Here is a 14,515-nt window from a genome sequence, read left to right as displayed (position 1 = left end):
AATGAAATACGCGCCTTGCGCGCGCCCCCCCTCTTTTTTCAGCGTTCACGCGCGGCGGTAGCCGTGGCGTTTCGTGCGCCTGCCTTTCCCCCGGCCCTATTTCAACGAGCATCCCGCCATGAGCACTCACCATAACCCGGCGCTGGGCTATCGCCCGGAAATCGATGGCCTGCGCACCCTGGCGGTGCTACCCGTGATTCTCTTCCACGCCGGCTTCCAGGCCTTTTCCGGCGGTTTCATCGGTGTGGATGTGTTCTTCGTGATTTCGGGCTACCTGATCACGTCAATCATCGTCAACGAGATGCAGGCGGGCACCTTCTCACTGGCCACTTTCTACGAGCGCCGCGCCAGGCGAATCCTGCCGCCGCTGTTCGTGGTCATGCTGACCTGCCTGCCCCTGGCCTGGCTATGGCTGAACCCCCTGGATTTCAAATTTTTCGCCAAGAGCCTGATCGCCGTACCGACCTTTTCGTCGAACATCCTGTTCTGGCGCGAAAGCGGTTATTTCGACGTGGTCTCGGAGCTCAAACCGCTATTGCACACCTGGACCCTGGCCGTGGAAGAGCAGTACTACCTGTTCTTTCCGCTGCTGCTGATGGCCGGCTGGCGGTTGGGGCGGCGCTGGCTGCTGGTGTTGCTGGCGGTTATTGCCGTCGCCAGCCTGGCTTTGGCGGAACGAGGCGCCAACGACCAGTCTTCCGCGGCGTTCTACCTGCTCAGCGCACGGGCCTGGGAGCTGCTGGTGGGGTCATTCATCGCCTTTTACTTTACCCGCCACCCGCGCCGCATGCACGGTGGGCCGCTGGACCAAGGGGCACCCCTGCTGGGCATGGCCTTGATCGGCTACGGGGTTTTCGCCTTCGACAGCACCACGCCCTTCCCGGGCGTGCATGCACTGGTACCCACCCTGGGCGCAGCCTTGATCATTCTATTCGCCAACCCCCAGACCCTGGCCGGCAAACTGCTGAGTACCCGGCCGTTCGTACTGACAGGCCTGATCAGCTATAGCGCCTACCTGTGGCATCAGCCGGTGTTTGCCTTTGCCCGGGACGGCAACCTGGTGGAGCCTGCCCCCGTTTTCATGCTGGCGCTGGCCGGGCTGTCGCTGATACTGGCCTGGCTGAGCTGGCGCTTCATCGAGCGGTTTTTCCGTGACAAACGTGCCGTCAGCCGCCGCCAGGTATTCGCCGCCGGCGCCTTCGGCTCGCTGTTGTTCATGGCCCTGGGGCTGGTGGGCTACACCAACAACGGCTTTGCCGGCCGCTTCGACGTGACGGCCGATGCAATGGAATCGTTCGCCTACACCCAGATCCGCGTGCCCTGTGACAAAAACTACAACGGCGACGGCTGGAGCATCGACTTCTGCCGCTTCGGCGCGGCCCGCCAGGACGTCACCCCGGATATCGCGGTATTTGGCGACAGCCACGCGGAAGTCCTGCTACCGGCCTTCGATGCCAGTGCCAAGGCGCTGGGCAAGACGGTGGTGCACATCGGCCTGGCTGGCTGCCCACCGCTGCTGGGGGTCGACGTGGCACGCGGCAACTACGAACCAGGCGTATGCACCGCCTTGGCCCAGCGCGAATATGACTACGTGAAAGCCAACGGCATCAAGAAAGTGATCCTGGCGGCGCGATGGACCCTGTACACCGAAGGCGACTACGAGAAGCCCCGCAAGAGCAACTACTTCCTGGTTTCCGACCACCAGCACCGGCTGGCCAATGCCGCCTCGCGGCAGGTGTTCGAGCAGGGGCTGGCACAGACCGTGGCGGCCTACCATGCGCTGGGCACTCAATTGATCATCATCGAGCAGGTGCCACAGCAACAGGTCGACCCCAAGAACCTCTACTACCGCCTGGCGCGCGGCACCCAGGCCGACGAAGCGAAGACGCTGGCCTGGGTGAATGAGCTGTCGGTGCCGATGAGCAAGCACCAGCAATTGCAAGCCTTCAACCGCCACCTGATCGAGGCCGACAGCAGCAACGGCAATGCCACGCTGCTGTCGCTGGACACGCTGTTCTGCCGCCAGGCGACCTGCCTGATCGGCGACAGCCGCTCTTATTACATGGACTACAACCACCTCAACGCCCGCGGCGCGGAACTGGCTGTCAGTGCCATCGAGCCATTGCTGCGCTAATGCGGGCGGGTATTAATCATGTACCCCACCTTGCAGGCCACATTTGCCACCATGAACGCTCCTCAAACAGGAAACAGGAGTGTCATCTCATGAATGGAATCTGCTACTGCAAGGCCACACGTTGCGCCGACACTGAACAATCGCGCGCCGCCGCCCTCGATGAAAACCCGCTGAATGCCAACTCGGGCCCCTCCGGCGGGCGCAAAAAGCGCGGTTTCGCGCCGCATTCCAAACGCTGGAAACCAGGAAGAACCCTGCGCATGGCCTTTTTCGGCGAGGTGGCCCCTGAGGTTCAGGAAGCGGTTGTCGCGGTGTGCGGCCAATGGCTGGAGCACGCGAACCTGACGCTGGAGCTCATCACGGACACGGCACAGGCCGAAGTGAGGGTCATGATGAAACCCAGTGGCAGCGTCGGCCCCAGCGCGGAGGTGGGCACCGATGCCCTGACCATCGCCGCTGACATGCCAACCTTGACCATGCCCGACTGGCCAGGTGACGAGAATTTCGAAGCCGCTGTACTCCATGAGTTCGGGCATGTGCTTGGCCTGGAGCATGAGCACCAGCACCCCGACGCCAACATTCCCTGGGACGAACCGAAACTGTATGAAGGGCTGCTGGCCTACGGCTGGGACAAACAAGCCGTCGACGAGAACTTTCTGACCCGCTTTGACGCATCCCTCGCTGCCTACGGGCCGTACGACCCCGATTCCGTCATGCATTACGCCGTGGAGAACCAGTTCACGCTGGGGGACTGGGAGCGGCCCTCGAATTTCGTGCTCAGCGACGGCGACAAAGCCTTCATCCGCCAGGCTTACCCGGCAACCGCTGAATGAATTGAACCGCCAGCGCCCGGCGCTGGCGGCTCGCGCCTAGCGCGCCGGCCCAAGGTTGGCTTCACTGAGGTCCAGTTCGCCAAGGATCTCGCGTACCACGTCATCGCCGATCTGGCGCTGCCGGCGCAGGTTGTAAAGCTCCAGGCGTTGCGCACGCAAGGCTCGCAGGCGCAACCGCCGCTCCAGCTCATCCATCAGCCGTGCCTGGGCCTGGGCTTCGGCGGAGTCGTTGAACACCTCAAGGTGGTGCCGGTATTCAGACATCAAGCCGGCCTTGAGCTCGGTGGCCAATGCCGCCTGAGCCGCATCGGGGGTGGCCGGCTTGTCCGCCGGGTCCTCCTCTTCCAGGGCACGAATCGCAGCCTCCGAAGTGCGCCGCCAGGTTTCGCGCACTTCCTTGCGCAACGCCTCGTCAGAACTCCTCTCTACCCCCCGCAGCAACAGCGGCAAGGCAATGCAGGCCGCCAGCAACGACAGCAGGATGACCCCCGCGGCAATGAAGATAAGCAGGTCCCGCTCGGGAAAATCCTGCCCCGCCCCCAGCAGCAGTGGCACCGACATCACGCCGGCCAACGTCACTGCCCCGCGCACGCCCCCTACCGTCAACAACCAGCAGGAACGCGCGGTCGGCACCAGGGTAATGGTGTCTTTGCCCCGCCAGCGGCGCAGCATGCCGATGAAGCGCCAAGTGCTCTGCACCCACACAAACCGCAATACCACCAGCACCAGAAAAATCCCGACGACATCGAACAGACGGTACCCCAGGGTCGGCCACAACGAGGCCTCATGGCTGGTCACCGCCTTGATGATGTCCGGCAACTGCAGGCCCAGCAGCAGGAAGATCAGGCCATTGAAGGCAAATTCCAGCAGCGACCAGACACTGCGGTTCAGCAGGCGTGTGCTGGTCTGGCGCGGCAACAGGTCGAGCCAGCTCTGCATCATGCCCGCGGCCACCGCCGAAAGAATGCCCGACGCCCCCAGGCGCTCGGCCAGCACATAGGCGGCGAACGGCAGCAGCAACATGAACACCACATGGGTGGCCGGGTCATCCCAGCCGCGGGCGATCATCCACAGGCGCAAGCGCCCCACCAGCCAGCTCAGGACAACGCCCAGGGCCAGGCCGCCGACGGCCACCAGCACAAAGGTCAGGCTGGCCTGGGCCAGGGAGAAGTACCCCGTGACCGCTGCGGCCAAGGCGAATTTGAACGTCACCAGGCCAGAAGCATCGTTCATCAGCGCCTCCCCCTGCAGAATGCGCATCAGCGGGGTGGGCAGTTTGTCCTGGGCGATGGCCGACACAGCTACGGCATCGGTGGGGGAGAGCACGGCCGCCAAGGCAAAAGCCACTGGCAGCGCAATGCTGGGCAACAGCCAATGGATGAAATAGCCGGCGCCCACCACCGTGAACAGCACCAGGCCCACCGCCAGCATCAGGATCGAGCCCCTCAGGCGCCACAGGTCACGCTTGGGCATGCGCCAGCCGTCAGCGAACAGCAACGGCGGCAGGAACAGAAACAGAAACAGTTCCGGGTCCAGTGCCACGTGCAGCCCCAGGCTCGGCCACGCCAGAACGGCCCCGGCGACGATCTGCACCAACGGCAACGGAATCGGTATCACCCGCGCCACCAGCCTCGAGATGCCTACCAGCATCAACAGAATCAGCACGGTATAAGCGGTTTGCATAAAGCAGTCTTCTCCTTCATGGATAAATTCATTTTACTGGCCCGGCGCCAAGCCCGCGCCTGCACAATGGTCGCAGGCCTCGTCGATGCCCCGCAGGCAACTGGCGTGGCAGCGCGCTTTCAGGCCTTTGAGACAACTGGCTGGCACGCCAGGTCCCTCATATCGGACATCTTCTGTCGCCCCCTGGGAAGCAACAGTCATGGCGCCGAAAGAATCGATGCCGCATAATTCGTCGATTCGTTTCCAGGAGACCGCTGAGCCAGGCCCCGTTCATCCGGGCCGCTCCCTTTGAAACCATGGCTTATACACTTTTCGGCATCAAGGCCTGCGACACCATGAAGAAGGCCCGCACCTGGCTCGACGAGCACGGCGCCGGCTACGACTTCCATGATTACAAGACCCAGGGCATCGACCGTGAGCACCTGGAACAATGGTGCGACGAACACGGCTGGGAAGTCGTGCTCAACCGCGCTGGCACCACCTTCCGCAAGCTCGCTGACGAGCAGAAGGCCAATCTGGACCAGGCAAAGGCCATCGAACTGATGCTCGCCCAGCCCTCCATGATCAAGCGCCCGGTGCTGGACCTTGGCGACCGGACCCTCGTGGGCTTCAAGCCCGATATCTATGCGGCGGCCGTCCAGCAATAATGCTGGCAACAGGGCCCCATTCATTTGCAAAGAGGTAACTGCATGTCCACTACTCTGTTCAGCCTGGCCTTCGGCGTCGGCACCCAGAATCGCAACGGCGCCTGGCTGGAAGTGTTCTACGCACAACCGCTGGTTTCCCCTTCTGCCGAACTGATCGCTGCCGTCACCCCTGTGCTGGGTTACACCGGTGGCAACCAGGCCATCACCTTTACCACCGCCCAGGCCTCGCAACTGGCCGAAGCGGTCAAGGGCATCGACGCTGCCCAAGCCGCGCTGCTGACCCGCCTGGCTGAAAGCCACAAGCCACTGGTCGCCACCCTGCTGGCCGAAGACGCCGCCCTGGCGTCCACGCCGGAGGCCTACCTGAAGCTGCACCTGCTGTCGCACCGCCTGGTAAAACCTCACGGCGTCAGCCTGGCCGGTATCTTCCCACTGCTGCCGAACGTAGCCTGGACCAGCCAGGGTGCCGTCGACCTCGCCGAACTGGCCGAGCTGCAACTGGAAGCGCGCCTCAAGGGCGAACTGCTGGAAGTGTTCTCGGTGGACAAGTTCCCGAAAATGACCGACTACGTGGTGCCCGCTGGCGTGCGTATCGCCGACGCCGCCCGTGTGCGCCTGGGTGCCTACATCGGCGAAGGCACTACCATCATGCACGAAGGCTTCGTCAACTTTAACGCTGGCACCGAAGGCCCGGGCATGATCGAAGGCCGCGTCTCGGCTGGCGTGTTCGTGGGCAAGGGCTCTGACCTGGGCGGCGGCTGCTCCACCATGGGCACCCTGTCGGGCGGCGGCAACATCATCATCAAGGTCGGTGAAGGCTGCCTGATCGGTGCCAACGCGGGTATCGGCATTCCCCTGGGCGACCGCAACACCGTGGAAGCCGGCCTGTACATCACCGCTGGCACCAAAGTGGCGCTGCTGGACGAGAAAAACCAACTGGTCAAGGTTGTGAAAGCCCGTGACCTGGCTGGTCAGACCGACCTGCTGTTCCGTCGCAATTCGGAAACCGGCGCGGTGGAATGCAAGACCCACAAGTCGGCCATCGAGCTGAACGAAGCGCTGCACGCTCACAACTAAGCGGCACCGAGCAGGCCTGGCGGCATGCCGGGCCTGCCTGCCCAGAGCCCCCTATCATGTTCCAGCCCTCCCCTTGGCGCGCCGATTTTCCGGCCATCGCCGCTCTGCAACGCCAACACCAGACTTATCTGGACAATGCGGCAACCACCCAGAAACCCCAGGCCTTGCTTGACGCACTGGCCCACTATTACCAACACGGCGCCGCCAATGTGCACCGTGCTCAGCACCTGCCCGGCGCACTGGCCACCCAGGCCTTCGAAGCCAGCCGCGAAAAAGTCGCGCAATGGCTCAATGCAGCCAGCCCCAGCCAGGTGATCTTCACCCATGGCGCCACCAGCGCCCTCAATCTCGTGGCCTACGGCCTTGAAGGGCAGTTCCAGGCGGGCGATGAACTGGTCATCAGTGCGCTGGAGCACCACGCCAACCTGCTGCCCTGGCAACAACTGGCGCTGCGCGCAGGCCTCAAACTGGTGGTATTGCCCCTGACCACCGCCGGCCTCATCGACCTGGAAGCCGCCGCCCAACTGATCGGCCCCCGCACTCGCCTGTTGGCGGTCAGCCAGCTGTCCAACGTGCTGGGCGCCTGGCAGCCGCTGGAACCGCTACTGGCCCTGGCCAAGGCCCAAGGCGCCCTGACCGTGGTCGACGGCGCCCAGGGCGTGGTCCATGGCCGCCACGACGTACGACAACTGGGCTGCGACTTCTACGTGTTCTCCAGCCACAAGCTGTATGGCCCGGATGGCGTCGGCGTGCTGTACGGGCGCAGCGAGGCCTTGGGCAAACTGGCTCACTGGCAGTTTGGTGGGGAAATGGTGCACGTCGCCGACTACCACAGCGCCAGCTTCCACCCGGCACCCCTGGGCTTTGAAGCGGGAACACCGCCAGTGGCCGGGGTGATCGGCCTTGGGGCCACCCTGGACTACCTGGCCAGCCTGGACCCGGCGGCGGTCACGGCCCATGAAAATGCCCTGCACGGCTTGCTGCTGCGCGGCCTCAACGACCGCGACGGCGTGCGCCTGCTGGGAACGCCGCAATTGGCCCTGGCCAGTTTCGTGGTCGAGGGTGTGCACAACGCCGACCTCGCCCACCTGCTGACCGAGCAGGGCATCGCCGTGCGCGCCGGCCATCACTGCGCCATGCCCTTGCTCAAGGGCTTGGGGCTGGCGGGGGCCATCCGCGTGTCGCTGGGGCTGTATAACGACAGCGACGACCTGCTGCGCTTCTTCGAGGCATTGGACAAGGCACTGGAGATGTTGCGATGAGCCTTTCACTACACGCTGCTGAAGCATTGCGGGCGTTCGAACAGGCAGCCGGCTGGGAGCAGCGGGCGCGGCTGTTGATGCAGTGGGGTGAGCGACTGCCCCCCCTGAGCGACGCCGAGAAGAGCCCAGAGCACCTGGTGCACGGCTGCGAAAGTCAGGTGTGGTTGATCGCCAGCCAGGCAGACGGCCAGTGGCAGTTTCGCGCCAACAGCGATGCGCGGATGATCCGCGGGTTGCTGGCATTGCTGCTGGTGCGTGTGGAAGGCCTGCGTGCCGATGAACTGAAGGCCATCGACCTGCCTGGATGGTTCAACCAACTGGGCCTGGGGCGGCAACTGTCGCCGTCGCGCAGCAATGGGTTGAATGCCGTGCTCAAGCGCATGGCTGAGCTCGCGGGCTAAGCTGGGGTTGAGTCAGCCGCGCTGCGATGGCCGGCGGGTGCCCGCCACCAGCTTGTCCACCGCGCGCGCGGCGGCCACCATGCCGAAGGTGGCCGTGACCATCATCACCGCACCAAAGCCACCGGCGCAGTCCAGCTTGACCCCTTCCCCCACGAACGCCTTCGACAGGCACACCCCGCCATCGGCCTTGGGGTAGCGCAGCTGTTCGGTCGAATACACGCACGGCACGCTGTAATGGCGCGACGTGTTGCGTGAAAAACCGTAGTCGCGGCGCAGGGTGGACCGCACATTGGCGGCCAGCGGGTCATTGTAGGTGCGGTTCAGGTCCACCACCTGGATCTGGGTGGGGTCTACCTGGCCACCCGCGCCGCCGGTGGTGATGATGCCGATCTTGCGCCGCTTGCACCAGGCGATCAGCGCCGCCTTGGCGTTGACGCTGTCGATGCAGTCGATAACGTAATCCAGGTCGGCGGTGATGTACTCGGTCATGGTGTCACGGGTGACGAAGTCTGCCACGGCGTGCACGGTGCACGCCGGGTTGATGGCCCGCAAGCGCTCGGCCATGACCTGAACCTTGGGCTTGCCGACGTTACCGTCCAGCGCATGCAACTGCCGGTTGGTGTTGCTCACGCACACATCGTCCAGGTCAAACAGCGAGATCTCGCCCACGCCGCTGCGCGCCATCGCCTCGGCCGCCCAGGAACCCACGCCGCCGATGCCAACAATGGCCACATGGGCGGCGCGCAGGCGCTGCATCCCCTCGCGGCCGTACAGCCGGGCAATACCTTCGAAACGTGGATCGTCTGTGCTCATCAACCTGGACCTCGAAAACCGGCGCGCATTATAGGCCTGTCGACCGCTGAGTTCACCTTCGTCTGTCTTTTTTGCGGCCTGACCAGGGAAATGGACTACACATTAAAGGGAAGAACTTAAACTCACATTTCCACTCTAACCGTATGTTTTCGGACAACTCCTATACACACTTGTAACGTGCAGAGTAGGATGCGCGCCGATTCGGTGCCTGTCGCCGGCACTCCCCCGTTCCCCCGCCTCGGAACCAGAACCTCCTATGTCATCGCGTAAATTTGGTCTCAACCTGGTGATAGTCGTCGCGATCGCGGCACTTTTCACAGGTTTCTGGGCGCTGATCAACCGCCCGGTCAGCGCCCCCGATTGGCCTGAACAGATCTCCGGCTTCTCCTATTCGCCTTTCCGCCTGGGCCAAAGCCCGCAGAAGGAGCAATACCCCACTGACGATGAAATTCGCCAGGACCTGGAGCAACTGAGCAAGCTCACCGACAGCATCCGTATCTACTCGGTAGACGGCACCCAGGCCGATATTCCCAAGATCGCCGAGGAATTCGGCCTGCGGGTCACGGTGGGCGTATGGATCAGCCCGGACCTGGAGCGTAACGAACGGGAAATCGCCAAGGCCATCGAGCTGGCCAACACTACCCGCAGCGTCGTGCGGGTGGTGGTGGGTAACGAGGCGCTATTTCGCAAGGAAGTCACGGTCAAGGACCTGGAAGCCTACCTGGACCGCGTGCGCGGGGCCGTGAAGGTGCCGGTGACCACGTCCGAGCAATGGCATATCTGGGAGCACAACCCATCGCTGGCCAAGCACGTGGACCTGATCGCCGCGCACATCCTGCCCTACTGGGAATTCATTCCGGTGGACAAGGCCGAGCAGTTCGTCCTCGACCGTGCGCGCGAACTCAAGCACATGTTCCCCAAAAAACCACTGCTGCTGTCTGAGGTGGGCTGGCCAAGCAACGGGCGCATGCGCGGTGGTGCCGACGCCACCCAGGCAGACCAGGCCATTTACTTGCGCACGCTGGTGAACAAGCTCAACCGCCAGGGCTACAACTACTTCGTGATCGAGGCCTACGACCAACCGTGGAAGGCCAGTGACGAAGGCTCGGTAGGTGCGTACTGGGGCGTGTACAACGCCCAGCGCCAGCAGAAATTCAACTTCGAAGGCCCGGTGGTGGCCATTCCCCAGTGGCGCGTACTGGCCGTGGGGTCGGTGGTGTTGGCCATGCTCTCGTTGGCACTGCTGCTGATCGATGGCTCTGCCCTGCGCCAGCGTGGCCGTACCTTCCTGACCTTCATCGCCTTCCTGTGCGGCTCCGTGCTGGTGTGGATCGGCTACGACTACAGCCAGCAATACAGCACGTGGTTCAGCCTGACCGTGGGCTTCCTCCTTGCCCTGGGTGCGCTGGGCGTGTTCATCGTACTGCTCACCGAAGCCCATGAACTGGCCGAAGCCGTATGGATTCACAAGCGCCGGCGCGAATTCCTGCCGGTGGAAGGCGACTCCACCTACCGGCCGAAAGTATCCATCCACGTGCCGTGCTACAACGAGCCACCGGACATGGTCAAACAGACCCTGGACGCCCTGGCGGCACTGGACTACCCGGACTACGAAGTCCTGATCATCGACAACAACACCAAGGACCCGGCGGTGTGGGAACCGGTACAGGCTTACTGCCAGACCCTGGGCCCGCGGTTCAAGTTCTTCCACGTCGCGCCGCTGGCCGGGTTCAAGGGGGGGGCGCTGAACTACCTGATCCCCCACACCGCGCCGGACGCCGAAGTGATCGCCGTGATCGACTCCGACTACTGCGTGGACAAGAACTGGCTCAAGCACATGGTGCCGCACTTCGCCGACCCGAAGATCGCCGTGGTGCAGTCGCCCCAGGACTACCGCGACCAGAACGAAAGCACGTTCAAGAAGCTCTGCTATTCGGAATACAAGGGCTTTTTCCACATTGGCATGGTGACCCGCAACGACCGTGACGCAATCATTCAGCACGGCACCATGACCATGACCCGCCGCTCGGTACTCGAAGAGCTGGGCTGGGCGGACTGGTGCATCTGTGAAGACGCTGAACTGGGCCTGCGCGTGTTCGAGAAAGGCTACTCGGCTGCGTACTACCACAACAGCTACGGCAAGGGCCTGATGCCCGACACCTTCATCGACTTCAAGAAGCAGCGCTTCCGCTGGGCCTATGGTGCCATCCAGATCATCAAGCGCCACACCGCCAGCCTGCTGCGCGGCAAGGACACCGAGCTGACCCGCGGCCAGCGCTACCACTTCCTGGCGGGCTGGCTGCCGTGGGTAGCCGATGGCATGAACATCTTCTTTACCGTCGGTGCCCTGCTGTGGTCGGCGGCAATGATCATCGTGCCGCAGCGGGTCGACCCGCCGCTGCTGATTTTCGCGATTCCGCCGCTGGCGCTGTTCGTGTTCAAGGTGGGCAAGATCGTGTTCCTGTACCGCCGCGCAGTGGGTGTGAACCTCAAGGACGCCTTTGCCGCCGCGCTGGCGGGCCTGGCCCTATCGCACACCATTGCCAAGGCCGTGCTGTACGGGTTCTTCACCACCAGCATCCCGTTCTTCCGTACACCGAAGAACGCCGACAGCCACGGTTTGCTGGTAGCCATTTCCGAAGCCCGGGAAGAACTGTTCATCATGCTGCTGCTGTGGGGCGCCGCCTCGGGTATCTGCCTGGTGCAGGGCCTGCCCAGCAATGACATGCGCCTGTGGGTGACCATGCTGCTGGTGCAGTCGCTACCTTACCTGGCCTCGCTGATCATGGCGTTCCTGTCGTCACTGCCCAAACCTGCACCGGCGCCGGAGCCGGCCACTGCTCAGTAATGATGAAGCCCGCGCAAGCGGGCTTTTTTTCGCGCGCAAAAGATGCAACCGCGATAACAAATTCCACTCATTTGAATCATTACATACGCCTGTTGCAATGAAAACCATCGAGGTTTAAAACACACTTGCACAGGAGGCCATAACAAGATGAACTCAGCCCCTCGCAATACTCTGGCAAACGTCGGCGAGCCCTCGTTGAATATCAACCTACCCTTCCCGAGCTACTGGAAAGATAAAAGGTCCCTGCCCCCTTCCTGGCCCGTGAAAGTATCTGGTTTCTCCTACGCTCCCTTTCGAGCCAGACAAACACCTGACAACTTCAAAACATCTCCCGTCGATAACATACGTCGTGATTTGACCCTGCTCGGTCAATGGACCGACCACATAAGATGTTATGCCAGCACTGGAGCCAATGAAGCCATCTGTACAGTTGCAGAGTCGCTGGGCATCAAAGTGACACTGGGCATCTGGATCGGCGAAGACCTCGACCAGAATGAAATTGAGCTGGCGGCCGGCATTGCACTGGCGACGAGTAACCTCAGTGTCGTGCGAGTCATCGTGGGAAACGAATCACTGTTTAAACGGCTGGTTCATCCTGAACAGATGATCCGGTACCTTGACCGTGTCAGGGGGGCTGTCAAAGTACCCGTCACCACGGCCGAGCCTTGGCATCTATGGTCGGTGTACCCTGAATTGATCGAGCATGTCGACCTCATCGCAGCCCATGTGCTCCCGTTCTGGGAGCACATCGAGGCCCGAGACGCTTGCGCTGTCATCCTGAGCCGCTTCACCCAACTGCAGGCGCTATATCCCGGCAAGAGAATACTGCTGGCAGAGGTGGGCTGGCCTAGCCACGGCAGCCCAATCGGCGGCAAACCCGCAACGGCCGCAGAGCAGGCGATAGTGCTGAGGTCATTGACCCACGCCCTGCAAACCGAGGGAATCGATTATTTCGTGATCGAAGCCTTTGACCAACCCTGGAAGGTGGAAGAGGGGAAATCGGGGCCGCACTGGGGGGTCTTCGATAGAAACCGCCAGCCGAAATTCGCGTTCCAGGGGCCCGTCGATAACCGGACGTCGTGGAAGACTTTCTTCCCTCTGATTGTCAGCCGCATGGCGCTCCGCGCGCGGGGGTGGGTTTTCCTGACAGCGATCGGGGTCGCGGGCCTGGTGTTCACATGCGCCTGCGTAGCGATCGGCGCCACACAGTCGTTTACGCTGAACGCGCTGATGGCTGCGACGCTATGGACGGTCCTGATAGGCCTGGCGGTATGTTCGGAAGCTCACGAAATGGCCGAAGCGGCATGGTCACGGCATCATCGTCGGCTGTTTTACCCGGTCACCTACCCGCACGCTTACCGGCCCAAGGTGTCCATACACGTGCCTTGCCATAATGAACCCGCCGACATGGTCATCCAGACGCTCGACGCGCTGGCGCAACTGGACTATCCCGATTACGAAGTGCTGGTCATCGATAACAACACGCCGCTCGCCGCCACCTGGCTACCCGTTCAGGCGCATTGCCTGCGGCTGGGGCATCGCTTCAAGTTCCACCAGGTTTCCAACCTGAAAGGGTTCAAGGCCGGGGCGCTGAATTACGCATTGCTGCACACAGCGCCCGACGCGAAACTGGTGGCGGTCATCGATTCCGACTACTGCGTGCACCGCGACTGGCTCAAGCAATTGGCGCCACTGATGCTTGATCCACACATTGGCTTCGTCCAGTCCCCGCAAGATTACAGGGACCACCAGAAAAGCTTGTACAACCAGATCTGTTATGATGAATACCGTACTTTCTTTCATGTCGGCATGGTCATCCGCAACAACTATGACGCCATCATTCAACATGGCACGATGACGATCATAAGGAAATCAATACTGGACGCACTGAAGTGGGCGCCCTGGTGCATATGCGAAGATGCGGAACTGGGCCTGAACATTCTCAGCCATGGCCATGCCAGCGCTTACTGTACCGAAAGCTATGGCCGGGGACTTATTCCCCACACGTTTGAAGACTTCCAGAAACAACGCTTTCGTTGGGCCTACGGCGCCATTCAAATTCTCAAACACCATCGGCGTGTGCTTTTTCAGGCGGGAAGATTGAGTCTCGCTCAACGCTACCACTTTCTGGTTGGCTGGCTGCCGTGGATCATCAATGGCATCGCATTGCTGCTGACGCTCACCACGCTCGCGTGGTCCGTGGCAATGGTCATTGCACCCGCACCGTTGGCGCCCGCACCCTGGCTGCTGACGCTACCGGTGCTTGTGCTGATGCTGTTCAAATTCTTCAAGATAATGTTCCTCTACCTCCGAGTTGTCGGCCTTTATTACAACCATGCCCTGTTCGCGACCATTGGCGGCATGGCCTTGCACCACACGATTGCCAAGGCCGTGATCTATGGCGCATTCACAACGCGCATGCCGTTCGTTCGCACGCCTAAATCCCTCCGTTCTCGGCAATGGCGCCGTTTACTGCACAGCGTGCGCGATGAAGTGACCATAGCGATTACGTTGATAGCGGCCGTGACAGCTATCCAGCTACGGTACGGCATGAGTTCGTTTGACCTGTTGCTGTGGCAAATCCTGTTACTGGCTGAATCACTGCCCTGCCTGGCAGCGTTGTTCATGACCTTTTTGTCCTCTTCCCGCCACGCCTGCCCGATGCCCGACGAAAAAGTCGCGCCGCCGGGTACCCACCCCACACCCGGCGCAGGGCACGAAAATTCCTAGGACAAATCACAAAATCAAACAGAAGCGTCTGATAGGGCCGCCCAAGTCACATCCTTAAACTTTCTCTCGTTGGAGTCACCCAGGGAA

10 protein-coding genes are annotated in these 14,515 nt (G+C 62.0%); 8 read left to right on the top strand and 2 right to left on the bottom strand.

Annotated elements, in window-relative coordinates:
- Nucleotides 1-118: 118 nt before the first annotated feature.
- Together QBK88_RS10745 and QBK88_RS10740 are read left to right on the top strand one after the other, a co-directional pair.
- Nucleotides 119-2,134 carry an acyltransferase family protein gene (locus QBK88_RS10745; protein ID WP_277962023.1) on the top strand — a complete coding sequence of 672 codons (2,016 nt, stop codon included), beginning with the start codon at nt 119-121 and terminating at the stop codon, nt 2,132-2,134.
- Between the two features lie 89 nt (nt 2,135-2,223).
- Nucleotides 2,224-2,967: a peptidase M12 gene (locus tag QBK88_RS10740; RefSeq protein WP_277962022.1), complete on the top strand. Its 744-nt coding sequence runs from the start codon at nt 2,224-2,226 to the stop codon at nt 2,965-2,967.
- A 36-nt stretch (nt 2,968-3,003) separates the two neighbouring features.
- Here QBK88_RS10740 and QBK88_RS10735 read toward each other — a convergent pair whose 3' ends face one another.
- Nucleotides 3,004-4,650, bottom strand: a complete 1,647-nt coding sequence (locus QBK88_RS10735) for a Na+/H+ antiporter (RefSeq protein WP_277962021.1) — start codon at nt 4,648-4,650, stop codon at nt 3,004-3,006.
- 296 nt (nt 4,651-4,946) lie between these two features.
- Between QBK88_RS10735 and QBK88_RS10730 the strand changes: the two genes are divergently transcribed.
- From QBK88_RS10730 to QBK88_RS10715, 4 genes are read left to right on the top strand one after another with little or no spacing between them, the layout of a single operon-like run.
- Nucleotides 4,947-5,297, top strand: coding sequence for an ArsC family reductase (locus QBK88_RS10730; RefSeq protein ID WP_277962020.1), 351 nt, complete (start codon nt 4,947-4,949; stop codon nt 5,295-5,297).
- 42 nt (nt 5,298-5,339) lie between these two features.
- A complete protein-coding gene (gene dapD, locus QBK88_RS10725) occupies nt 5,340-6,374 on the top strand; it encodes a 2,3,4,5-tetrahydropyridine-2,6-dicarboxylate N-succinyltransferase (RefSeq protein ID WP_277962019.1) in 1,035 nt (344 codons plus the stop codon).
- Nucleotides 6,375-6,430: 56 nt separating this feature from the next.
- Complete coding sequence (locus QBK88_RS10720; protein WP_277962018.1) at nt 6,431-7,636, top strand: cysteine desulfurase; 1,206 nt, start codon at nt 6,431-6,433, stop codon at nt 7,634-7,636.
- Nucleotides 7,633-8,037 (top strand): SufE family protein, encoded by a 405-nt coding sequence (locus QBK88_RS10715; RefSeq protein WP_277962017.1) that lies wholly within the window; start codon nt 7,633-7,635, stop codon nt 8,035-8,037. Before QBK88_RS10720 ends, QBK88_RS10715 begins: the two co-directional genes overlap by 4 nt.
- A 12-nt stretch (nt 8,038-8,049) precedes the next feature.
- On the opposite strand, the gene tcdA is transcribed toward QBK88_RS10715, so the two are convergent.
- On the bottom strand, nt 8,050-8,850 hold the full coding sequence (tcdA, locus tag QBK88_RS10710) for a tRNA cyclic N6-threonylcarbamoyladenosine(37) synthase TcdA (RefSeq protein WP_277962016.1): 801 nt from the start codon (nt 8,848-8,850) through the stop codon (nt 8,050-8,052).
- Between the two features lie 256 nt (nt 8,851-9,106).
- Here tcdA and QBK88_RS10705 point away from each other — a divergent pair, with 256 nt between their 5' ends.
- Together QBK88_RS10705 and QBK88_RS10700 are read left to right on the top strand one after the other, a co-directional pair.
- Nucleotides 9,107-11,698, top strand: a complete 2,592-nt coding sequence (locus QBK88_RS10705) for a glycosyltransferase (RefSeq protein ID WP_277962015.1) — start codon at nt 9,107-9,109, stop codon at nt 11,696-11,698.
- A 147-nt stretch (nt 11,699-11,845) separates the two neighbouring features.
- Nucleotides 11,846-14,428, top strand: a complete 2,583-nt coding sequence (locus QBK88_RS10700; RefSeq protein WP_277962014.1) for a glycosyltransferase — start codon at nt 11,846-11,848, stop codon at nt 14,426-14,428.
- The last annotated feature ends 87 nt before the right edge of the window (nt 14,429-14,515 follow it).

Origin of the sequence: Pseudomonas sp. RIT-To-2, from assembly GCF_029623465.1 — a bacterium.
GTDB lineage: Bacteria > Pseudomonadota > Gammaproteobacteria > Pseudomonadales > Pseudomonadaceae > Aquipseudomonas > Aquipseudomonas silvicola.
The sequence above is the reverse complement of the archived record's forward strand: the minus strand, read 5'-3'. Positions and strand labels throughout refer to the sequence as shown.

What these genes read in the sequence shown, in the direction of transcription:
- QBK88_RS10745 (WP_277962023.1), top strand. Translation starts at nt 119, where the DNA reads ATGAGCACTCACCATAACCCGGCGCTGGGCTATCGCCCGGAAATCGAT.
- QBK88_RS10740 (WP_277962022.1), top strand. Translation starts at nt 2,224, where the DNA reads ATGAATGGAATCTGCTACTGCAAGGCCACACGTTGCGCCGACACTGAA.
- QBK88_RS10735 (WP_277962021.1), bottom strand. Translation starts at nt 4,650, where the DNA reads ATGCAAACCGCTTATACCGTGCTGATTCTGTTGATGCTGGTAGGCATC.
- QBK88_RS10730 (WP_277962020.1), top strand. Translation starts at nt 4,947, where the DNA reads ATGGCTTATACACTTTTCGGCATCAAGGCCTGCGACACCATGAAGAAG.
- dapD (WP_277962019.1), top strand. Translation starts at nt 5,340, where the DNA reads ATGTCCACTACTCTGTTCAGCCTGGCCTTCGGCGTCGGCACCCAGAAT.
- QBK88_RS10720 (WP_277962018.1), top strand. Translation starts at nt 6,431, where the DNA reads ATGTTCCAGCCCTCCCCTTGGCGCGCCGATTTTCCGGCCATCGCCGCT.
- QBK88_RS10715 (WP_277962017.1), top strand. Translation starts at nt 7,633, where the DNA reads ATGAGCCTTTCACTACACGCTGCTGAAGCATTGCGGGCGTTCGAACAG.
- tcdA (WP_277962016.1), bottom strand. Translation starts at nt 8,850, where the DNA reads ATGAGCACAGACGATCCACGTTTCGAAGGTATTGCCCGGCTGTACGGC.
- QBK88_RS10705 (WP_277962015.1), top strand. Translation starts at nt 9,107, where the DNA reads ATGTCATCGCGTAAATTTGGTCTCAACCTGGTGATAGTCGTCGCGATC.
- QBK88_RS10700 (WP_277962014.1), top strand. Translation starts at nt 11,846, where the DNA reads ATGAACTCAGCCCCTCGCAATACTCTGGCAAACGTCGGCGAGCCCTCG.